The 22,630-nt window shown below is 43.4% G+C and carries 23 protein-coding genes; 18 read left to right on the forward strand and 5 right to left on the reverse strand.

The genetic code is table 11. The annotated features are described in order from the left end of the window. Positions 1-8: 8 nt before the first annotated feature. From NKI27_RS06245 to NKI27_RS06265, 5 genes are read right to left on the reverse strand one after another with little or no spacing between them, the layout of a single operon-like run. Positions 9-425, reverse strand: coding sequence for a DUF350 domain-containing protein (locus NKI27_RS06245; protein WP_265048823.1), 417 nt, complete (start codon positions 423-425; stop codon positions 9-11). Between the two features lie 59 nt (positions 426-484). Continuing rightward, the gene (locus NKI27_RS06250; protein ID WP_265048824.1) at positions 485-1,129 is read right to left on the reverse strand and encodes a YjfK family protein; all 645 of its coding nucleotides are present in this window, start codon (positions 1,127-1,129) and stop codon (positions 485-487) included. After that, positions 1,122-2,168, reverse strand: a complete 1,047-nt coding sequence (locus NKI27_RS06255) for a potassium channel family protein (protein WP_265048825.1) — start codon at positions 2,166-2,168, stop codon at positions 1,122-1,124. The genes NKI27_RS06250 and NKI27_RS06255 overlap by 8 nt, the downstream gene beginning before the upstream one ends. 11 nt (positions 2,169-2,179) lie before the next feature. Beyond that, on the reverse strand, positions 2,180-2,863 hold the full coding sequence (locus tag NKI27_RS06260; RefSeq protein WP_265048826.1) for a PspA/IM30 family protein: 684 nt from the start codon (positions 2,861-2,863) through the stop codon (positions 2,180-2,182). An 11-nt stretch (positions 2,864-2,874) separates the two neighbouring features. Beyond that, on the reverse strand, positions 2,875-3,264 hold the full coding sequence (locus tag NKI27_RS06265) for a YjfI family protein (protein ID WP_265048827.1): 390 nt from the start codon (positions 3,262-3,264) through the stop codon (positions 2,875-2,877). 146 nt (positions 3,265-3,410) lie between these two features. On the opposite strand from NKI27_RS06265, the gene NKI27_RS06270 reads away from it, so the two are divergent. From NKI27_RS06270 to rpoS, 18 genes are all read left to right on the forward strand, one after another. Continuing rightward, the gene (locus tag NKI27_RS06270) at positions 3,411-3,701 is read left to right on the forward strand and encodes a DUF6471 domain-containing protein (RefSeq protein WP_265048828.1); all 291 of its coding nucleotides are present in this window, start codon (positions 3,411-3,413) and stop codon (positions 3,699-3,701) included. Between the two features lie 43 nt (positions 3,702-3,744). Continuing rightward, entirely contained in the window at positions 3,745-4,161 is a 417-nt protein-coding gene (locus NKI27_RS06275) for a hypothetical protein (protein WP_265049476.1), read from the forward strand. Positions 4,162-4,271: 110 nt separating this feature from the next. Next, complete coding sequence (locus NKI27_RS06280; RefSeq protein ID WP_265048829.1) at positions 4,272-5,255, forward strand: GGDEF domain-containing protein; 984 nt, start codon at positions 4,272-4,274, stop codon at positions 5,253-5,255. Positions 5,256-5,303: 48 nt separating this feature from the next. Next, on the forward strand, positions 5,304-8,780 hold the full coding sequence (dnaE, locus tag NKI27_RS06285; RefSeq protein ID WP_265048830.1) for a DNA polymerase III subunit alpha: 3,477 nt from the start codon (positions 5,304-5,306) through the stop codon (positions 8,778-8,780). A gap of 253 nt (positions 8,781-9,033) precedes the next feature. Then, on the forward strand, positions 9,034-9,987 hold the full coding sequence (accA, locus tag NKI27_RS06290; RefSeq protein WP_265048831.1) for an acetyl-CoA carboxylase carboxyl transferase subunit alpha: 954 nt from the start codon (positions 9,034-9,036) through the stop codon (positions 9,985-9,987). Next, complete coding sequence (gene tilS, locus NKI27_RS06295; RefSeq protein WP_265048832.1) at positions 9,971-11,425, forward strand: tRNA lysidine(34) synthetase TilS; 1,455 nt, start codon at positions 9,971-9,973, stop codon at positions 11,423-11,425. The genes accA and tilS overlap by 17 nt, the downstream gene beginning before the upstream one ends. A 180-nt stretch (positions 11,426-11,605) precedes the next feature. Continuing rightward, positions 11,606-13,228: a CTP synthase gene (locus NKI27_RS06300; RefSeq protein WP_265048833.1), complete on the forward strand. Its 1,623-nt coding sequence runs from the start codon at positions 11,606-11,608 to the stop codon at positions 13,226-13,228. Between the two features lie 11 nt (positions 13,229-13,239). Beyond that, positions 13,240-14,088, forward strand: a complete 849-nt coding sequence (gene kdsA, locus NKI27_RS06305; protein WP_265048834.1) for a 3-deoxy-8-phosphooctulonate synthase — start codon at positions 13,240-13,242, stop codon at positions 14,086-14,088. A gap of 240 nt (positions 14,089-14,328) precedes the next feature. Further along, entirely contained in the window at positions 14,329-15,630 is a 1,302-nt protein-coding gene (eno, locus tag NKI27_RS06310) for a phosphopyruvate hydratase (RefSeq protein WP_265048835.1), read from the forward strand. A 153-nt stretch (positions 15,631-15,783) separates the two neighbouring features. Next, positions 15,784-16,059, forward strand: coding sequence for a cell division protein FtsB (gene ftsB, locus NKI27_RS06315; protein WP_265048836.1), 276 nt, complete (start codon positions 15,784-15,786; stop codon positions 16,057-16,059). A 38-nt stretch (positions 16,060-16,097) separates the two neighbouring features. Next, on the forward strand, positions 16,098-16,871 hold the full coding sequence (gene ispD / locus NKI27_RS06320) for a 2-C-methyl-D-erythritol 4-phosphate cytidylyltransferase (protein ID WP_265048837.1): 774 nt from the start codon (positions 16,098-16,100) through the stop codon (positions 16,869-16,871). Further along, entirely contained in the window at positions 16,868-17,353 is a 486-nt protein-coding gene (ispF, locus tag NKI27_RS06325; protein WP_406802959.1) for a 2-C-methyl-D-erythritol 2,4-cyclodiphosphate synthase, read from the forward strand. The genes ispD and ispF overlap by 4 nt, the downstream gene beginning before the upstream one ends. A 26-nt stretch (positions 17,354-17,379) precedes the next feature. Beyond that, complete coding sequence (gene truD, locus NKI27_RS06330; protein ID WP_265048838.1) at positions 17,380-18,363, forward strand: tRNA pseudouridine(13) synthase TruD; 984 nt, start codon at positions 17,380-17,382, stop codon at positions 18,361-18,363. Between the two features lie 66 nt (positions 18,364-18,429). Further along, positions 18,430-18,603 (forward strand): hypothetical protein, encoded by a 174-nt coding sequence (locus NKI27_RS06335; protein WP_265048839.1) that lies wholly within the window; start codon positions 18,430-18,432, stop codon positions 18,601-18,603. Positions 18,604-18,632: 29 nt separating this feature from the next. Beyond that, complete coding sequence (locus NKI27_RS06340) at positions 18,633-19,262, forward strand: protein-L-isoaspartate(D-aspartate) O-methyltransferase (RefSeq protein WP_265049478.1); 630 nt, start codon at positions 18,633-18,635, stop codon at positions 19,260-19,262. A gap of 24 nt (positions 19,263-19,286) precedes the next feature. Next, positions 19,287-20,210, forward strand: coding sequence for a DUF368 domain-containing protein (locus NKI27_RS06345; protein WP_265048840.1), 924 nt, complete (start codon positions 19,287-19,289; stop codon positions 20,208-20,210). Between the two features lie 392 nt (positions 20,211-20,602). Beyond that, a complete protein-coding gene (locus NKI27_RS06350) occupies positions 20,603-21,229 on the forward strand; it encodes a peptidoglycan DD-metalloendopeptidase family protein (RefSeq protein WP_406802961.1) in 627 nt (208 codons plus the stop codon). A gap of 169 nt (positions 21,230-21,398) precedes the next feature. After that, positions 21,399-22,382 (forward strand): RNA polymerase sigma factor RpoS, encoded by a 984-nt coding sequence (gene rpoS / locus NKI27_RS06355; protein ID WP_265048841.1) that lies wholly within the window; start codon positions 21,399-21,401, stop codon positions 22,380-22,382. The last annotated feature ends 248 nt before the right edge of the window (positions 22,383-22,630 follow it).

Raw genomic sequence — 22,630 nt, forward strand, 5'->3', positions numbered from 1 at the left:
ATCTCTCCCTAGTAAGTCATGCACGCTGCATTAAGGATACCTACCGCAACGGAGAAGCCGCCAAGAACGATGCCTGCAGACACTTCGTCATCATTGATGCGCTGGACTATTTTAGGAACAAAAACGAACCGAACAATAGCAAATGCTATTACTTGAGCAATCAGTGCAACCGCAGCCCAAATCCAAAAATCTAGTAGGGACACTGAGTTTGATGCGGCGCCACCTAAAGCAATCGAAAAACCAATCACTGCGCCAATAAGCCCGATTGCGGCTGCGCTACTTTTATCTTCTTTAACGAGCTTCCATTCATCATGCGGTGTGATAAGTGTGTACAGAAACTTAAAAATAAGGAGTAAAAAGAGCGAAGAGGCAAAGTAGAGTGCGAAGTTTCCAAGCCCTAATAATGATTGTGTAATTGCGTCCATGTAATGGTTCCTTTAATTGTGCTGATTGAAATTAATAAATAAGGTTGTTGTTAGCATCGTTAGCCGATAATAGTTATATCTGCAGGCCTAAGATCAAAACCCGTAGAAATAACTAAGCATCGGTCGAATTGATTGTCGATTATTTTTTCCTCACCTGACACCATGAGATACTCACATAAGTCGTCATTGATACCGCGTTCATACAGCATCATAAACTGGTCTGTTTCACTCTCAGTATGTTCTTCGGTATATGTTGTTTCTGTTACTGCAACCGGAGGAGACTGGCTTCCTATGTCTTCCCATACTCTTTCAAAGGTATGATCTTCTAATAAGTAGGTCGGTTGACTAATTTTTTTACTTAACAGGTTGTTCCAGTCTTGTTCTGAGCTGACTGATTTTGTTTCATAAAAATACCATAATTTAACATCTTCAATATGGTTTTCAGTCATGCCACCGTTAAGTATTACCTGAACAAAACTATCGTCGTCGGTATAAAAACGCAGAATGGTACTATTATTGTCAGGTTTTACAACTCCAACAGCTTGAATAAGTTGTGTTTTAGCTGCGCCCTCAATAATTAAATGAGGTTCAATAAGTCTTAGTTTAAGTGGGTCTAACTCAAATGCGCCGCCGATTCTTAACCCCATTATTTCGGGTATGCTGGGGGTCGTGACGGTTTCTTTTTTAAAGAATTTTTTAAACATAAAGTGCGTTCCAATCAAGGCCGTCGATTCGTTCGTCTGCAATGTAGTAGATGGTGGCGCCACCGTGGAGGGTTTTATTAAAGCTTGGGTTTAACTCTGGCTTTGAACCTGTTTCCGCGATCGCGATAATGGTTGCATCATGTTTTTCTTTAAAGGCAATGAAAATATCACGTATGGACACACTTTGACTGCTTTTAGGGTAGGTTATGGCGTATTGAGTCATACCGTCTTCTACATTAAGAAGATCGTGATGCAGTTCGCTAGAACCGGGGTACATAGCAGCCTTTACTATTAACTCTACGTCAACAGATGGCGCGCACTCAATATTGGGGCAGTGTACTTTGAGCAGTTGACTCAAATGGTCATCTTGGAAGTAGGCGATCATGTGTGCATTAGGGTTTCTGCTGTTGCAGAACAATGCGGTTGTCATGGTGATATCGTCTTCAGGGGTATCAATAATAATTGATGAGGCGCTATCGATGCCTGCGCGCTGCATGTGCTCGTTATCGCTATAGCTTTCAACTTTAACAAAACCGATATCATTCGGCAGCGGGTTTTCTATGTCGGCCTTTGTGCACAAGGCTATTTTTCGTTCCTCTTCTGCGCCAGATTGCTCTCGCAGCAAAAGTTTTATTAAATGAATGGTTCTTTTTTCATTCCAACCTATAACTAGAATGTGATTTGAGTAATCTAGATTCTTCAAGCCTTTTACTCCTTTTCTCCACTGAAATGATGCATAAGCCGCGACTCGCCCAATAAATAATGCGAAGAGGCTGAGCCCGAAAGGAACAACAAAAATACTGACGGTTAACTTTCCTAGCGTGGTAGAAGGAGAAAGGTCACCATAACCTACAGTGGAGGCGGTAATAATTAACCAGTATGGGAAGTCAGGGAAGGATGTAAGTGCATCCTCGCCCGCAAGATGTAGCAGTAAATATGATATACACACATAAAAGAAAACTGAAAGGGCAAGACCTTGCCATTTCAGTTCCAAAAAGTGTGTAAAAATAACCGCTCTAAGTTTAGTAAGAATAAACATGGATTCGGTTATTATTTACCTGCAAGAATACGCGCTAGAGCATCATCTGCGCTAGTTGCTGAGCCTGCGACGCCTGCTGCTTTTAAACGCGCATCAAGGTCGCTCCCGCTTTCTTCAGAAGCCAGTTCTTCAGCCGATTGAAGCTCAGCTGCGCGCTGAGTTTGTTTTTCCTGAATTCTTTGTAGCGACTCTGCTGCAGTTTTCATTTTGCTGTTAGCACCTAGGTGCCGTGACGAAACAGCCACTTGAGCCTTTTGAACCGACTCCGTTGCTTTTACCATATCCACTTGCTGCTCCATGCGTCGCAAATTGCTTTTCGCTTGGCTGATGCTGCGTCTTAGGTTTTGCTCGGTCTGATTAAATTGGTCTACAAATTTTTGCTCAGTGTCTAATTGCGCTTGAAGCTCTACGACCTTCTGTGCGCAATCTAGTGCAAGTTGTTGATCGGTGCCTGCTGCTTTTCTGGCATGGCCTTCATACTCGGTAACAGAGGCGCTTAAGCTTTGCGTCTTTTGTTCAGCAAGCTTTCTTTTTGCCATTATTTGAGTCAAAGAGTGATCTGACTTTCGTAACTCTTCTTTTGCTTCCCTAATTTCTTGATCTAAGATGCGCAACGCTTGATTATCTGCGACGGCTTCAGCGGCCTCGTTTGCGCCACCCTTTATTGCTGAGACTAATTTTTTCCAAACACTCATAAAATTACTCCTTATTTAAGGTGGTCTTGGTAGGCATCGAGAAAACCCTCGATATTTTGAAAAAGCATCTGAATTTCCAGCAAAATACTTTCTTCTTTAGATTGGGAAGATAGGGCGCCAAACGCCATGTAATAATCTTCTCCGCCTACTTGAGTCATGCCCATCGTGGTTAGTGGAAATACCTGATGAGTCTTAAGTATTTCTTCATTAAGTAATGCGGTGTCCATTACTTGGGACTTGGCAAAAAGTAGCGACTCTACAATAATTTGTTCGCCACTAACGGCTAAATAGGCATCAATTCCGTCATCATTCGTGATGCGAATACAACCATCTTCTTTAGTAATCGCCATATCCTGATTTTCGGACAGTAGCTGTTCTAGCGTGTTGAGGTTCCAACTCATGTACATCCCCTGTATTAAAATTGAGCGCATAAGGCTTTCGAGCGCGATTTAAATATTACTTGCACAGAATTTAATTTGAATTATAGTAATTAATAAAAACTGAATGTAAAGTATATTTTACAAAAAAACACTGAGTGAAAATACCTATGTCCTCAAATATTAAGCCTGCCACGTCATGCTGGAGAGAGTTAGCATCTCGTGTTATTAAGTCCGAAATGGCAAAAAAAGGCATAAAATATAGTGACTTGAGCGATCGATTGGAGAGGTTAGATACGCTTCAAAGCGCTGACAACTTAAGAAATAAAATCAATAAAGGCATTTTGGGTGCGGACCTTTTTTTACAAATTATGCTCGTTCTAAATGTAACAAAGATTGAGCGTGAGAACTTGGTAGAAATATTAAAAGAAGTCGGTGTGGCTGAGAGTGAGCTACAGTAATATTAAGGTTGCTCGTATTTTAACAGAACTGAGTGGAGGTGTTATGAAGGGTGCTGGCGGTACAAGTGGTGGGATAGGTCAGTTTTTTATTGGTTTTATCATGATGTGTGGTGGTTTTTATCTGCTGCTTAACTCAATCTCTGTCACCTCAAGCTTTGGGTTTGGCGCAAGAATGTATGGTTTTTCGGCATTTGGCGGTAACTATGGGATAACGTCTGGGATGATTATGATCCCCTTCATGTTTGGTGTGGGACTTATTTTTTATAATTCTAAAAATGTCATGGGTTGGTTGCTATCGATTGGCGCTATTGTTGCGCTTGTGTTTGGTGTAATTGCCTCAATTCGATTTAATTTTAGATCAATGTCTGCGTTTGATTTGATAATGATTTTAGTCTTATCTATTGGCGGGCTAGGTTTGTTTCTTCGATCATTAAAGGCGATTGATAGCGCTGAATCTTGATATTTATTCTTATATTCCTGTCATTCACTCTGTGGTTGGTTCTAACCGCGTGCTAATATTCACTTTTTTATTACCCATAATAATAAGTAAGCTATCCTCGGGATATGGAGATGCTTTTTAGGCATCTATCCCGTGTGTATTCATTTAAGGAATTAAAGTCGAATATGTTCTCTGAGCCTAATTTAAACGTGTTATTTAGCCAATTGGTAGGCAGTTGGCAAGATGGTGTGATGTTGCTAGACGACAGCTTGACTATTCGTTACAGCAACACAACCTTTCACAACATGACCAAAGATCAGTGGTTGATTTCAGATGAGGCGTTGCCATCGGGCTTGTTAGGGGAGGTTTTTGTGCCTCGGTTTGCTCAACAGTTACAAGGGCTAGCGGAGGCTATTTTTAGGGTTGATGATCCTCATTGGTTGAGTGATCACCTTATTATTACTGATGACTATGAGGTCGAACGGCATTTTAGTGTGCAGGCGTTGCCGCTTTCGCTAGAGGTTGATGCAGCAAGTGGCAATGAGGCACCTAAATGGGTCGCGATTTGTCTTAAGAATATATCGGCACTTATTCGGCACGAAGTAAGAGGTAATGAGCTTGAGCTTGAATTGGAACAAAATAGCCTACGCGATGAAGTGACAGGGCTTAGCAGTCGGGCTTATTGGGAATCTTGGTTAAGTAGTGAATTTAATCGTAGCAAACGATACCAACAAGATTTATCTATTTTATTGATTGATCTGGCCACCCATCATGAGAATTTGCCTGAACTCCCTGTCGATGCTTATGTTAATGTGTTGGCTGATGTGGCGTTATTGATACAAGGTGTACTTAGAAACTCAGATCAAGCGGCTCGTTATAGTGACAAGCGTATAGTTGCGCTACTGCCCCATACCAATAGCACTGGCTCAGAGATTTTAGCGGCGCGTATTAACGCTAAAATTGAGCATTATCTAGAAGAAAGCGAGCTGCAGGAGTGGGTTGAGTTTAGAATGGGTGTAGCTGTTTTTCATGGTGTCCCTCAGACTGATGAAGACTGTGAGATAGATCGCTATGATGATCTATTGCAGCTCGCCGAAGATGACCTATTAAGCTGATGTTGATACAGTGTTAGCATTTAATTTTTTAGTTAAATAGAAGAGTTTATGTCTGTCCCTTTTGTACATCTCAAAGTCCATTCTGAATTTTCGCTGGTCGATGGCACTATTCGACTAAAGCCGCTGATGAAAAAACTGGCAAGCTATAAGATGCCCGCTGTAGCGCTGACCGACCAGTCGAACATGTGTGCGTTGGTCAAATTTTACAACGGTGCAATGGGGGCGGGTATTAAGCCTATCATTGGTGTTGATTTATGGCTTCGCAATCTTGATGAAGATGATAATCCAAGCCGAATTACCTTGTATGCGCGAAATGACGTCGGCTATCGCAATATAACTGAGCTCGTCTCTCGTGGTTTTACTGAGGGGCAGCGTTACGATAAGGCGATTATTGATAAAGAATGGATAGAAGACGCTTCTGAAGGCGTTATTGCGTTATCAGGAGCAAAGATTGGTGAAATTGGTCGAGCGCTTCTATCAGGTAAAAAAGAGCTGGCTAAAGAGCGGCTCCGTTATTGGATGAGCGTTTTTCCTGATTCGTTTTATCTTGAGCTGCAGCGAACAGGGCGGGTGAATGATGAAGAGTGTCTGCACTTAAGTGTTGAGCTGGCTACCGAAATGGGCTGCCCAGTGGTCGCGACTAATGATGTGCACTTTATGGAAACGGAAGATTTTGAAGCGCATGAAACCCGTGTCTGCATCCATGATAGCTGCACGATTGATGACCCTCGTAGAAATAAATTTTATAGCCCAGAGCAATACCTTAAAAGCCCCGAAGAAATGGCTGAGTTATTTTCAGACATACCGGAAGCATTAGAAAACACGCTAGAAATTGCAAAGCGCTGTAATGTTGAGGTTCAGTTGGGTGAGTACTTCTTGCCTAACTACCCGATCCCTGAAGGGATGACGATGGATGAGTTCTTCCGCAAGATATCCCAAGAGGGGCTAGAAGAAAGACTCGAGACTATTTTAGATAAAAATGCTGATGATTATCAGGATAGGCGTCAGCCTTATCTTGATCGATTGAAGTTTGAACTGGATATCATCATTCAGATGGGGTTTCCGGGTTATTTCTTGATCGTAATGGACTTTATTCAGTGGTCCAAAAATAATGATATTCCTGTCGGCCCTGGTCGAGGGTCGGGTGCCGGCTCTTTGGTGGCCTATGTACTTAAAATTACCGATCTTGATCCACTGCAATATGATCTTCTTTTTGAGCGATTCCTAAACCCTGAACGGGTTTCGATGCCTGACTTTGATATCGATTTCTGTATGGATGGTCGTGACAGGGTTATCGCCTATGTTGCAGATAACTATGGCCGTAATGCGGTATCCCAGATTATTACCTTTGGTACCATGGCTGCAAAAGCGGTTGTGCGAGATGTTGCCCGTGTTCAGGGGAAGTCTTACGGCTTGGCTGATCGTTTATCGAAGATGATTCCGTTTGAAATCGGCATGACTTTGGCTAAAGCCGTGGATATGGAAGCGCCGTTGCGGGAGTTTATCGAACAGGATGAAGACGCCCAAGAAATTTGGGAAATGGCCTTAAAATTAGAAGGTATAACCCGTAATACTGGTAAGCATGCCGGTGGTGTGGTTATCGCTCCGACTAAGCTCACCGACTTTTCACCGCTTCACTGTGATGAAGAAGGTGATGGCTTGGTGACTCAGTTTGATAAGAATGATGTTGAATCAGCGGGGCTCGTTAAGTTTGACTTTTTGGGGTTGAGAACACTCACTATTGTGGACTGGGCTTTGAAAATGATCAATGCCCGTAAAATGGCTCACGACCCGGTTAATATCGATCGAATTCCGTTGGATGATCCACCGTCGTTTGCCTTGCTTAAGCGAGCAGAAACGACTGCAGTGTTCCAGCTAGAATCTCGCGGAATGAAAGATCTAGTTAACCGCTTACAGCCTGATGATCTTGAAGATATGATCGCTTTGGTGGCACTGTTTAGACCAGGGCCGCTTGAGTCAGGCATGGTTGATGACTTTATCGCCCGAAAGCATGGCAAGGCTGATGTGGCTTACCCTCATGTAGATTTCCAGCATGAATGCTTGAAGCCGATTCTTGAACCCACCTACGGTGTTATCGTTTATCAAGAACAGGTTATGCAGATTGCGCAGGCTTTGGCAGGTTACACCCTCGGTGGTGCCGACATGCTTCGACGGGCTATGGGTAAGAAAAAGCCTGAGGAGATGGAAAAGCAGCGGGCGATTTTTGCTGAAGGGGCTAAAGGACAGGGAATAGACCCTGACTTGGCGATGAAGATATTTGATCTGGTTGAAAAGTTTGCTGGATACGGATTTAACAAATCGCACTCTGCAGCCTATGCATTGGTTTCTTATCAAACGTTATGGCTCAAAACCCATTACCCTGCAGAGTTTATGGCAGCGGTACTGACTGCGGATATGCAGAACACCGACAAGGTGGTGATACTGGTTGAAGAATGTCGGCGAATGGGGCTCGACCTCGTTTTACCTGATGTTAATGTGAGTGAATACACGTTTACGGTAGATGAAAATGATCGGGTTGTTTATGGACTGGGTGCCATAAAAGGGTTAGGTGAGGGACCGATAGAAAGTCTGATTGAGGCGAGGCAAGCAGGAGGGCCATTTACGAGCTTGTTCGATTTTTGCGATCGAGTCGATATGAAGAAGGTCAACAAGCGAGCCCTTGAAGCCTTAATAAAGTCAGGTGCGATGGATAATATTGGCCCTAGTCGCGGTCGTTTAATGGCGAGTATTGGTGAGGCGGGGCGACGAGCAGATCAGAATAGTCGAAATCAGAGTGCCGGCATGGATGATATGTTTGGTGAAGTGATTTCTGATGAGGCTGAAGATGTGTACGCAGAAACTAAAAATATCAGAGAGTGGAGCGAGAAAGAGCGTCTAAAGCTTGAAAAAGACACGCTTGGGCTTTATCTCACGGGTCACCCATTTGATGAATACGAGAAAGAGGTTCGGCAGTTTGCTAAAACGCCGATCGCTGATATCCAGCCAGGCAAAGGGAATATCAACATCGCAGGACTCATCGTTGCTGTAAGGACGATGAAGAATAAAAAAGGCAACACGATGGCGTTTGTTACGATTGATGATCGAACAGCCAGAACAGAGATAGCCTTTTTCTCAGATAGTTATGAACAGAATAAAGACCTACTTGTTAGCGATACTATTTTGGTTGTGGAAGGTGAGGTCAGCATTGATGATTACACAGGCTCAACCAAAATGAGAGTTAACGCGGCTTACGACATCCTCAGTGCGCGCATGCGTCATGCTAAATCGCTATATTTAAAAGTGGATGAAGGGGTTTTTGTTAACGGCTTTTTAAATGAACTAGAAGAAACACTTACGCCTTATAAAGGTGAGGGTTGTAAAGTGACGGTTGATTATCATCGCAGTGACGCTCGCTCGATGATCGAGTTAGGCCGTGACTGGCAGGTTAAACCTGCGGATGAGCTCATTCAGGGGCTTCGCTATGTGCTTGGCGATACTAATGTGAAGATGCGTTATCGAGATTAAGTTAGCGTATTCTCGCCAATCAGCATTAAAATAAAGTCGATCTTCGAGGATGTTCAGGGTATTTAACTGGAAATGTGTCGAATTTCCTCGAAAATGTCCGGTTTCCTCTCGATGACTCTTGTGTTTTGATAGGTAAATTGTAGAAAATACCAATTATTAGAGTGCTTTTACTAGCCATGTTCACTTGGCTATTGGTACAGTGCCAGTATTGACTGCCCACTGACGAACTTTCTTTGCAACAGATTATAGCGATATGAACGCTTATTACTTGGATTTCGAACAACCTATTGCTGAGCTTGAAGAGAAAATCGAAGAGCTTAGAATGGTGGGTAATGATAGTGATTTGAATATCACGGAAGAAATTAACCGCCTCAAAAATAAAAGTGTGACATTGACCGAAAATATTTTTTCGGATCTTTCCGCATGGGATGTCGCACGCCTTGCTCGTCACCCAAAGCGACCTTACACGTTAGACTATATTTCTCATATCTTTACGGACTTTGACGAATTGCATGGCGATCGTGCATTCGCAGATGATCCTTCTATTGTGGGAGGGATCGCTCGGCTAGCAGGTGAGCCTGTGATGGTGATTGGTCATCAGAAAGGACGAGAAATAAAAGAGAAGGTCAGACGTAACTTTGGTATGCCTAAACCTGAAGGGTACCGAAAGGCCTGCCGCCTAATGGAAATGGCTGAACGTTTTAAACTACCTATACTGACCTTTATTGATACGCCTGGTGCGTACCCGGGTATCGGTGCTGAAGAGCGTGGTCAGAGCGAGGCTATTGCCCATAATTTAGCGGTTATGTCTCGCCTTAAAACACCGATTATTTCAACGGTTATTGGTGAAGGTGGTTCTGGTGGTGCGCTAGCGATTGGTGTTTGCGACCAACTCTATATGCTTGAATACTCAACCTATGCGGTTATTTCGCCAGAAGGGTGTGCTTCTATTTTATGGAAGAGTGCGGAGTATGCGTCAGAAGCAGCGGAGGCGATGGGTATAACGGCGTCTAAGCTTCAGGCATTAGGGTTTGTTGATCGATTAATCGATGAGCCATTGGGTGCTGCCCACCGTGACCATGAGCAGATAGCCGAAAACCTGCAAGCAGCGCTAATAGCTGGACTTAAAAAACTTAAAAAGATGCCTGTTGATGAGTTGGTTGAGGCAAGATATCAGCGCTTGACGTCATATGACCGGTTCCTCTGATTCAAAACGGCATACCAAGCCTCATGTGTTAGATGAGGCTTGGTATGCCTCATTGCCCGATTCTTTACAGCAATCTCTTCAATCCATTCCTGCTTCAAATAATTACTATGTTGCTTTAAGTGGTGGGTTGGACTCTTCATTGCTGCTACTGCTTGCAAGTCGTTATCTATCTCAGTTTCGTCAGTCGCCCGTTACGGCGATTCATGTGCATCATGGCTTGAGTGACTATGCTGATCAATGGCAGGCTCACTGCGAGCAAATGTGTCAACGATGGGGTGTCGCGTTAGTCGTTCGGAAGGTCTCGCTCACCAACAAAACCAAAGGTGTGGAAGAGGCCGCTAGAGCGGCGCGTTACACTGTTTTTGAAGATGTGTTGCCTAATGGTGCGGTGTTGCTACAGGGTCATCACCAAAATGATCAGGCAGAAACTGTGTTATTGAGATTGATGAGGGGGGCGGGCGCAAAAGGTATTGCGAGTATCCCTCGAACCCGTGAATTTAACTCAGCAATCATTGAACGGCCATTTTTAGCGCTACCTAGAAAGATACTTCTTCAAGTTGCTACAGCGTTTGAACTTGAATGGGTTGAGGATGAGAGTAATGCCAGCCTTGATTACGATAGAAATTATATTAGGCATGAAATTATCCCTCAGCTAGAAAATCGTTGGCAGGGGGCTATTAGTCGGTTGGCTATGTCGGCCAGCCATTGTCGCGAAAGTGCGGAATTAGAAGACGCACTTGCTCAGATTGATTTAGCATCTATAAAGCATGATGTTTTTGATTTGGCGTTATCAATCACAGAATTAATGACGTTACCGATGAGTCGTCAGCGCAATGTGGTTCGCTACTGGTTACGGCAGAAAGGGGTGGGATACCCTGGAGAAAAACGATTTCAAAGAATTTGGACTGAGCTGTTGATTGCAAGAGATGATGCGAACCCATTGATTGAGTGGTCGTTAGGGTGTGTTAGGCGTTATCGAAATGCAATATTTGCTTTATCTGTGAGGGAGATAGAAGATCAAAAAGCTGCTTCCCACGATGTTATTAAGATTGGTGTTGAGCCTTCATTATATGGCGATGACCAAGGTGTCGGCCGATTAAGCTTGTTTGAGCGCACGATATTAGGGAAATGCTATACACTCTGCGTAATGGATGGCGAGTCTAAAGAGGGTGATAGGCTTTTGCTGCGACGGCCAAAGAGAGGCGAGCAAGTCAGTATTCAGTTTCGTCAGGGCGGAGAATTATTTAAGCCAGTTGGAAAGGCGCATCATCGGCCGTTAAAAAAATGGTTTCATGATGAGAATGTGCCACCATGGTTGAGAGATTCGATTCCGTTGCTATATTACAATGAGAGCTTAGTAGCGGTTGGAAACTTATTAGTAGCGGAAGGTTTTCAGGGTATAATGCGTCCTGAAAGCATCGAAATAAAGTGGGGCTAAAAGCCAAGCCATAATCAATTGTAAAATATTGATATCAGCGATCGTTAGATAGATGATTTTCGTTGAGTCGAATTTGAGATTCTGGTACCCTGACCCCCCATCTTGAGATGACAATCTCCCCTCACTAATTAATGTTTCATAAACTTACTGTTTTATAAACAAAAGACTTACGGGATCTGCATGACGCGCTATATATTCGTCACCGGTGGTGTTGTATCTTCTCTGGGTAAAGGTATTGCCTCAGCTTCTTTGGCCGCAATATTGGAATCTAGAGGACTAAAAGTAACCATTTTAAAACTTGATCCATATATCAATGTTGATCCGGGTACGATGAGCCCTTTTCAGCATGGAGAAGTGTTTGTTACGGATGATGGCGCAGAGACGGATCTGGACCTAGGACACTACGAACGATATATCCGAAGAACCATGACCAAGCGTAATAACTTTACCAGTGGTCGCGTTTACGAAGATGTTATTCGTAAAGAACGTCGTGGTGACTACTTGGGTGGTACGGTTCAGGTTATTCCTCACATTACCGATGAAATAAAGCGTCGTGTTGTAGAAGGTGCGGGGGATGTAGATGTCGCGTTAGTCGAAATTGGCGGAACGGTGGGCGATATTGAATCACAGCCATTCCTTGAAGCGATTCGTCAGCTAAGAGTTGAAGTGGGCGCACAGCGCAGCCTCTTTATGCATTTGACGTTGGTGCCTTATATCGCCACTGCTGGCGAAACCAAAACCAAGCCTACACAGCACTCTGTTAAAGAAATGCGTTCTATAGGTCTTCAGCCAGATATTCTTTTATGTCGCTCAGATCATCCGATTGATGATTCTTCACGTCGAAAAATCGCACTCTTCACCAATGTAGAAGAGCGTGCAGTGATTGGCTTAGAAGATGCGGACAGCATTTATAAAATTCCTTCAATGCTCCATCAAAGAGGCTTGGACGATATTATCGTTGAGCGCTTTAACTTAGAGGCGAAGCCTGCAGACCTTTCTGAGTGGGATGCCGTAGTAGAAGCGGAAGCGAGCCCAACAAAAGATGTCACCATTGCAATGGTTGGCAAATATATGGAATTGCTTGATGCATATAAGTCGTTGATTGAAGCGCTTAAGCATGCAGGTATACATAACCGTACTAAAATCAAAATGCGCTATATCGATTCAGAAGATATTGAGCGTGATGGTACTGGGGTTTTAGATACCGTTGATGCTATTTTAGTACCAGGTGGTTTTGGTGAGCGCGGTGTGGAAGGCAAGATCAAAACTGTACAGTATGCGCGTGAGAACAAAGTCCCTTATTTAGGTATTTGCTTAGGCATGCAAGTGGCCGTTATTGAGTTTGCCCGTAACGTTGCCGGAATGGAAGGTGCGCACAGTACTGAGTTTACTCAAGAATCACCGTTTCCTGTTGTGGGGCTTATCACAGAGTGGAAAGATGCTAGCGGTGCGGTAGAAACACGTGATGAAGATTCGGACCTTGGCGGAACAATGCGTCTAGGTGGTCAGGAGTGCCGTCTTGAAGAAGGTACTAAAGCGTATGAAAGCTATGGCAAGCCCGTTATTGTAGAGCGTCATCGCCATCGTTTTGAAGTGAATAATAACTTCTTGCCCAAATTAAATGAGGCAGGGTTAGTGATTTCAGGTCGTTCAATGGATGGGGCGCTGGTCGAGATTGTAGAAGACCCTAGCCACCCTTGGTTTGTGGCTTGTCAGTTCCACCCTGAGTTTACGTCTAATCCACGTGATGGACATGGCTTGTTTGAAGGGTTTGTTCGCGCTGCCTTTGATAATAAAAAATAGGGACCTTAGATATGTCTAAAGTTATTAACGTTCAGAATATATCCGTTGCTAACGATCGCCCTTTTGTATTATTTGGCGGAATGAATGTTTTAGAGTCACGCGATATGGCGATGCAGATCGCTGAAAAGTACGTAGAAGTGACTCAGAAATTGGGTATTCCCTACGTATTTAAAGCCTCATTCGATAAAGCGAATCGTTCCTCAATCCACTCTTATCGTGGACCTGGCATGGAAGAAGGGCTGAAGATCTTCGAAGAGATTAAGTCGACATTCAATGTGCCTGTTATAACCGACGTACATGAGATTTATCAGGCGGCACCAGTAGCGGACGTTTGTGATGTTATCCAGCTACCTGCTTTTCTGGCTCGCCAAACCGACCTGGTGGCAGCAATGGCTAAAACCGGCGCGGTGATTAATGTTAAAAAGCCGCAGTTCCTGAGCCCTTCTCAAATGGGTAATATCGTTGAGAAGTTCAAAGAAGCGGGTAACGAGAATATTATTTTATGTGAGCGCGGCAGTAACTTTGGCTATGACAACTTGGTTGTTGATATGCTTGGTTTTAGGACCATGAAAGAGTGTACTGGTGGGCTTCCGCTGATTTTTGATGTCACTCATGCATTGCAATGCCGTGACCCATCCGGTGCTGCATCGGGTGGACGCAGAGGGCAAGTGGCTGAGTTAGCACGTGCAGGTATGGCGGCAGGTTTAGCAGGATTATTCCTAGAAGCACACCCAGACCCTGACAATGCTAAATGCGATGGCCCAAGTGCATTACGTTTAGATAAGTTAGAACCGTTTTTACAGCAGATTAAAGCCATTGATGATTTGGTTAAGAGCCTTGAACCGCTAGATACTGAATAGGCTTTAGCAAACGTTTAACGGGCTGATACAGCACACTCGTAAATGGGGTACACCACACGTTATCTTCGCGTAGATGGGATACACAGCACGTCATCCTTGCGAATGTGGGGATCCATTGTTTTAGGTGTGCAAGTATTTGGATTCCCGCCTTCTCGGGAATGACGTGAGCTGTTAAATACGGTAATAACTGAAAGAATACTTTTTAAATAGTAATTGTGTCGTAATTGGAGATACAGAGTAATGGCAAAAATCGTTGATATCAAAGGACGTGAAGTACTAGATTCTCGTGGTAACCCGACAGTGGAAGCCGATGTTTTTCTAGAGGGTGGCTTTGTAGCAACTGCATGTGCACCTTCTGGCGCATCTACCGGTTCGCGTGAAGCACTTGAATTAAGAGATGGCGATAAGTCTCGTTACCTGGGCAAGGGTGTATTAAACGCTGTTGCGGGTATTAATACGACTATTCGTGATGCTCTAGTAGGAATGGATGCTACAGATCAACGCGCACTTGATAACAAGATGCTTGAGTTAGACGGTACTGATAACAAAGCGACTTTAGGTGCGAACGCAATTCTTGCTGTTTCATTGGCAGCCGCTAAAGCAGCCGCGCAGTCTAAGGGTGTTGAGTTATACGTTCATATCGCCGACATCAATGGTACACCAGGCCAGTATTCAATGCCTGTACCTATGATGAATATTCTTAACGGTGGTGAACACGCCGATAATAATGTCGATATTCAAGAGTTTATGGTTCAGCCAGTGACTGCACCAACATTTGCAGAAGCATTGCGTGCAGGTGCAGAGATATTTCATGCACTGAAAAAAGTATTAAAAAGCAAAGGTCTTAATACGGCTGTTGGTGACGAAGGTGGCTTTGCGCCAAACCTAGAATCAAATGAAGCGGCATTAGCGGTTATTAAAGATGCAATTGCTGAAACAGGTTATGAATTAGGCAAAGATATCACGCTAGCGCTTGATTGTGCGGCGTCTGAATTCTACAAAGACGGTCAGTATAACTTAGCGGGCGAGGGTAAAATATTTGATTCTGAAGGCTTCTCGGACTACCTCGATGACTTGACTAAAAAGTACCCGATTGTATCGATTGAAGATGGCCTAGACGAAAGCGACTGGGATGGTTGGGCATATTCAACTAAGAAGTCAGGCGAGTTCATCCAGTTAGTGGGGGATGATTTGTTTGTGACTAATACTCGTATCCTTAAAGAAGGTATCGATAAGAGTATTGCTAACTCAATTCTTATTAAGTTCAACCAAATCGGTAGCTTATCTGAGACGCTTGATGCGATAAAGATGGCAAAAGATGCTGGATATACTGCGGTTATTTCTCACCGTTCAGGTGAAACAGAAGATACCACTATCGCAGATTTAGCGGTAGGTACCTGTGCAGGCCAGATCAAAACGGGTTCATTGTGCCGATCTGATCGTGTTGCTAAGTATAACCGCCTGCTAAGAATTGAAGAGCAGTTAGGGCGTGCGGCACCTTATAAAGGCTTGGTCGAAATTAACGGTAAAGTAAGAGTCTAACACTGACTACTGATCAAGCGTTTAGAAAGGGCAGAGTAATATCTGCCCTTTCTTGTTTTAAATGCTGCTATTTCTGTGCATAAATAACAGTGGCACACTTAGCAGGTTAAACTTAGACTTAGACTTAATTTGATTGCTGTTAGTGTACCCACTATGAAATGGCTCTGGCTTTTACTTTCTGTTTTTATTGTAACGTTACAAGTTCGCCTTTGGGTAGGAGAGGGCAGCTTTGCACAAGTGTGGGTGTTACAGAAACAGATTGACGAACAAATTGCAGCCAACCAATTGTTGGCTGATCGTAATGCACTGCTCGATGCCGAGGTACTAGACCTAAAGTCGGGAAATGAAGCGATTGAAGAGCGTGCCAGAAATCATTTGGGCATGATTCATAAAGGTGAGTCTTTTTATCTGTTAATTGATAATAAGTGAGCCTATGAAAATAACGTATCGGGTGCGTACTTTCTACTATGACTAATCCCACCTCCGCTATGACTAATTCCACCCCAGCGATGACTAAGACCTCCCCCCCTCGTCCATCTATTAAATATTGGGTTATCGTTCCTGCCGCCGGTGTAGGCAGTCGAATGAATGCAGACCGCCCAAAGCAATACCTTCCGCTATCTGATAAAACGGTTATTGAGCATACACTCGAAAAACTCCTTAGCTATCCACTCTTTGATCATCTGTTAGTGGGGGTTTCGGTAGACGATCAATACTGGGAGCGATTTCCTATCAGCTGTAATAAGCGGGTCGTGCGGTTTGATGGAGGAAAAGAAAGGGTTGATACCGTGTTGAATGGGCTTCAGCTTATTGCTGATAGGGCAAGCCCTGATGACTGGGTGCTCGTGCATGATGTCGCACGCCCTTGCATTACGCTCAACGATATTGATCGAATGGTTAAGGCGTTAGAGGCTGATGACGTAGGCGGAATACTGGGTGTGCCTGTTGCTGATACAGTAAAGAAAGTGGTGAATGGGGGTATTGTAAATACAGTAGACCGCTCATCGCTATGGCGTGCTTATACGCCGCAGATGTTTCGGTATCAAGCCTTGTATAGCGCACTCGAGAATGGTTTGAATAAAGGTGTCGTGATTACCGATGAAGCATCAGCGATGGAAGCGGAAGGCCTAACACCTAAAATGATTCAGGGTAGCGCTGAAAACATTAAAATTACTCAGCCGGGTGACCTCCATTTAGCTGAGATATATCTATCAAGAGAAAAGGATATGGTGACTAGATGAGTTTACCCATAATTAGAGTTGGGCAAGGTTACGACGTTCATGCGTTTGAATCGGGTGATCATGTCACTATTGGGGGGGTGAAAATCCCATATGCACAAGGCTTAAAAGCACACTCTGATGGAGATGTACTGCTTCATGCGCTGTGTGATGCGTTGCTAGGTGCGGTGGCACTGGGCGATATAGGGCATCATTTTCCTGATACTGATGCAGAGTGGGCTGGTGCAGATAGCCGTTCGCTACTACGAAAAGTACGATCGCTTATTCTACCGTTCGGCATTTCTAATGTTGATTGCACTATTGTTGCTCAGGCTCCCAAGATGGCACCGTATATTCAACGCATGAGAGAGAGTATTGCAGAAGATTTATCCATAGATGTTGAAACCGTCAGTGTTAAAGCTACGACTACAGAACATTTAGGGTTTACTGGTCGTAAAGAAGGGATCGCGTGTTTTGCGACCTGTTTAGTGATCAAGCCGCTATAGCGAAGTTTTTGAATAGGACATTAAATTTGGAATATAACCTATCGTTTCCCACCGCGAATAAAAATATAAGCTGCCAAGGTGTTATTAGAACCTGTAATGAAGATTTCTTTGTTGAGGAGATGATGGATGTCTCATTGGCTGACGAGGGCGAGCATGTTTGGCTCTTTGTTGAGAAACGAGGTGAAAACACAGACTTTATTGCGCGCAAAATAGCCAAGCATGCCGGTGTGAGAGAAATGGACATTGGCTTAAGTGGTTTAAAAGATCGACATGCTGTGACGCGGCAGTGGTTTAGTGTTTATTTGGGTAATAACCCTGAGCCAGAGTGGGCGCAGTTAAATGATGAGAACTTACAGGTGCTCTCATACCAGCGACACAGCCATAAACTTCGTCGAGGGCAGCACTACGCTAATCGGTTTGTACTGCGTATTCGCGATATAAAGGGTGATCTAGCATTGCTTGAGCAGTCCCTTGAAGCGGTAAGTCGTCGAGGATTCCCCAATTACTTTGGTGAACAGCGTTTTGGCAGAAATGGCGCGAATGTTAATAAAGCCGTCGCGATGTTTAAGCGTGAAATTAAGGCCACTAAAAGTAAGCGAGGTTTTTACCTTTCAGCGGCTCGCTCTTTTCTATTTAATAGGGTACTGGCCGAACGGATAGAAAACAGTAGTTGGCTAGATAGGCCTTCTGCCGGACCACTTTACGGCGAGTTACCGCGAGACTTTGTTGATCAAATTTTTGAAGATCGTGATCCGGAAGGCTATGTTGGGTGCAGTCAGCTTGAACGCTCGATTTTCGAACAATACCCAGATATCACTAAAGGGTTGTATGCCAACCGTTTAAAAATGGAAGAGCGCCCGCTAGCGGCTATACCGCAAGAGATGACGTGGACGTTGCTAGAAAATGTTCTCGATGTTGGTTTTTTGTTACCAACCGGATCATTTGCTACATCATTATTGAATGAAGTAGTAAACTACAGTGTTTTTGAACGAACTTACCCATCGGAATAAAATAATAATAGCTACTTTAATAACTTATTTTAGCAACGTCAGTTCATCAACATAAAAAGAAAAATAATGAATTTATTAATTTCAAACGGCGATGGCGTGAGCAATCCGCTTACGTTAAATCGATCTCAGTGTGCTGCTTTTCTAGAACATGGGTTTGTTTTAATAACACCGATACATATAGACATGACAGGTTATGATGCAATCAGTGATGTTAACCACTGGATTGAGGGGATAAAGTGAGTCAAACATTCGATTTACAGGGGATCGGGATGACCTCTATGCGCACAAGAATGCGCTTAGTTCAAAGGCTTAGGGAAAAAGGCATCGATAATCAAGATGTGTTAGATGTAATGGCGAATACGCCTCGTCACATATTTGTCGATGAAGCATTAGCGCATAGAGCGTATGAAGATACGGCATTACCTATTGGCCACAATCAAACGTTATCTCAGCCGTATATTGTGGCGAGAATGACCCAAGTGCTGCTGCAGTCAAAACCTGCCCGAGTGCTTGAGCTCGGTACAGGTTCAGGTTTTCAGACCGCTATTTTAGCTCAGTTGGTGAATGAAGTTTTTAGTGTGGAGCGAATAAGGCCGCTACAAGAGAAAGCTAAGGAGCGATTTCGCCAAATGGGATTGCGTAATGTTTATACCCGTCACGCTGATGGAGGAATGGGTTGGCCTAGCTCGGCGCCTTTTGATGGGATTATTGTGACCGCTGCTCCGAGCGAAATACCCAAAGAATTGTTGAACCAACTCGCAGATGGTGGGCGACTGGTTATTCCTGTCGGTGATGATACGCAAGAGCTTACTGTGGTAACACGAAACGGAGATGACTTTAACTATGAAGTGATTGAACCTGTGTATTTTGTTCCGTTGCTTGGCGGTGTTATTCGTTAGTTATTAATTTATTAGGGATGAGTTTTGAAACAATCAAAAGCGTTGTTGTTTTTTAAAGGTGCTGCAATGGGTGCTGCGGATATTGTTCCAGGGGTATCTGGTGGAACAATTGCCTTTATTACGGGTATTTATGAAGAGTTGATCAACTCGATTCAGTCGGTTTCATGGAAAACCCTTGTTACGTTGAAACAGGACGGCATTTCTGCTGCGTGGAATTCAATCAATGGGTGGTTTTTATTAACGCTATTTTCAGGGATTTTATTCAGTGTTTTTACCCTGGCAAAGCTAATCAGTTTTTTGTTAGTTGCGTACCCAGAAGTGCTATGGTCATTTTTCTTTGGCCTTGTTCTGGCCTCGGTTTGGCATGTGAGCCAGCAAATTAAAGTATGGCGGTGGATTAATCTGCTACCTGTTTTAGTGGGTGTGTTAGTCGCTTGGGGGGCTAGCAGTGCGACGCCTGCAGAAGTGGAGGCGACAACATTAAACCTCTTTCTTTCTGGTTGTTTAGCCATTTGTGCCATGATTCTTCCCGGTATATCAGGGAGCTTTATTCTACTGTTGTTAGGTATGTATAGCGTCATACTTGATGCGGTAAAATCGTTAGATGTCGCGGTATTAGCTATTTTTGCAGGTGGTTGTGTTGTTGGATTGCTAACAATCGCTAATTTACTCGCTTGGGCATTTAAACGTTTTCATGACTATACATTACTCGTGTTAACGGGGTTTATGATTGGTGCACTGGATAAAGTATGGCCTTGGAAAGAAACGATAAGCTTTCGGATGAACAGTCACGGCGAACAAGTTCCACTGATACAGTCTAATGTGTTACCTGCTACCTTTGAAACCTTAACAGGGCAGTCGTCTCAGCTAGGTTGGGCATTGATTTCAGTGGTTTGCGGTATCGCTATTGTCTTGTTATTAGAAAAAGTGGGGCGCAGTAGACATTAAAAGTGTGAACCAGTTGTTACTTTAGGGTGTTTCCTTTGGTAACGTTTCGCTTTTCGGGTAACTAAAGTGAGTGTCTGGCTGTATTGAAATAGTTTGCTAGAATAATAGGTTAGCGTAGATTCTTAATATTGTGTGACTTCTTATATATCGTTTTGGAATATATGAGCTTATTTATAGTATATTAAATTATTGTGTATTTATTCGAAACGACTCAAAAGCACCCCCCTTTGACTGTTGGTTCCCAGCCTTTAGTTGTTCTGTTGTTTCGAAATTTATCTTTTTTTTGCCTAATTCTTTCTTTATCTGCTTGTAATTCAAGTGGAATTTATCAAGATAAAAACTTTAACCCCCCTGTTTATTTTGGCTCTCATAAGGTCAGTCAGGGAGACACTATGTATTCCATCGCTTGGCGCTACGGTAGGGATTACAAGGAGTTGGCCTCTGCGAATAATATTAAGCCGCCCTATATTATTAAGTTAGGGCAGAGGGTACGGCTCGACCTTAGAGGGTCAGTTTCTAGCGCGACTCAAAAAACGTCATCGGTAAACTATAAAAAAACGCGACAAGTTAAAGCGCCTACAAAAAGTAAGCCTGTTGCGTCCGCAAAAAAGAAGCCGCGTGCTAGCACAAAATCAAAGCGCGTCAAGGGTGTAAATTGGCATTGGCCTCATCTTGGCCGAGTTATTGCAAGATACTCTTCTGCTGGCAATGATAACAAAGGTATCGACATTGCTGGCACATTGGGTGATTCAGTAATTTCAGCTGCCAATGGTGAAGTGGTGTATGCAGGAAGCGGATTACTAGGGTATGGGAAATTGATAATTATATATCATAACGAACATTACCTAAGTGCTTATGCGCATAACGATCAGATCTTGGTAAAAGAAGGCCAAAAGATAAAACAAGGTCAGAAGATAGCTGAAATGGGGAATACTGGCACTAACCGGGTGAAACTTCATTTTGAAATAAGACGAGATGGAAAACCGGTTAACCCATTGAACTATTTACCTAAACGGTAAAAGTTCGAAAAGAAAAGTTACAAAAAATAAAATATTGTTTGGTCCGTATCTTGTAGTCTACGGTTAATACCAAACGGGGTAGTTCATATAACAACTAGATTGTTTAGACGTTACAACCCTTTACGGTTGTGAAGTCCTTAAAAACAATACAGAAAGCAGGGCCCGTATTATGTCAGCTGAAAGAGAAAAATACGTCGAAGAAGTAGCTTTTGAGAAGGGTACTAAAGTAACAAAAGCCGTTAAGCGTGATGAAGAGAGTGTGGTTACTCCGATTGATCGTAAAAAGGCTAATAAGTACACCGCGGAATCAAAAAATTATCGTCAATTGGACGCCACTCAAATCTACTTAAATGAAATCGGTTTTTCACCGCTTTTAACACCGGAAGAAGAGGTTTACTACGCACGACTCGCACAAAAAGGCGATGAGGCAGGACGTAAACGGATGATCGAATCCAATCTTCGCTTGGTGGTTAAAATTGCTCGGCGATATGTAAATCGTGGATTAACGCTTCTCGATCTTATTGAAGAAGGTAACTTAGGGTTAATTCGAGCGGTTGAAAAGTTTGACCCTGAAAGAGGTTTCCGGTTTTCTACGTATGCCACATGGTGGATAAGACAGACAATTGAACGTGCGATTATGAACCAAACGCGCACGATTCGTCTTCCGATTCATGTTGTTAAAGAGCTTAATCTATATTTAAGAGCTGCAAGAGAGTTGACTCAAAAATTAGACCATGAGCCAACTGCAGAAGAAATTGCCGATTTATTAGATAAGCCTGTTGAAGATGTTAAACGAATGCTTGGCCTTAATGAGCGTATCACTTCTGTAGATACGCCTGTAGGCGCCAACGGCGATAAATGCCTGTTGGACACCGTTGCTGACGAGTCTGCGTCAGACCCTGCTGAGTTGTTGCAAGACAGCAACCTTAGAGGCAGTATTGATACTTGGTTAGACCAACTATCGGGTAAACAGCAAGAAGTATTAGCTCGACGCTTTGGGCTTCGTGGCTACCAGATGAGCACGCTTGAAGAAGTGGGCAGAGAAATTGGTCTGACTCGCGAACGTGTTAGACAGATTCAGGTAGAAGCGCTTAAACGTTTGAGAGATATCCTTGAGAAACAAGGGTTAACGGGCGAAACATTATTTAAATAGACGATATTTAAATAATAGACGACATTTGAGTAGATATTGTATAAATAAAGTACAGCTGAAATATCAAATTGGGTGAGTTTAACCCTGTTTTATTAGAACCACGTATTTGAAAGGACTCTTATGTCTTTTTAAAACGTGGTTTTTTTGTGTACAAAATTACGATAAATAACCCTCGTTTTTATTAATTAGCATATTGTTTGAGAACTATTGAGCAGTATAATCATCAGGCTCCTGATACCATCGGCTAG

Origin of the sequence: Alkalimarinus alittae (assembly GCF_026016465.1) — a bacterium.
Taxonomy (GTDB): Bacteria; Pseudomonadota; Gammaproteobacteria; order Pseudomonadales; family Oleiphilaceae; genus Alkalimarinus; species Alkalimarinus alittae.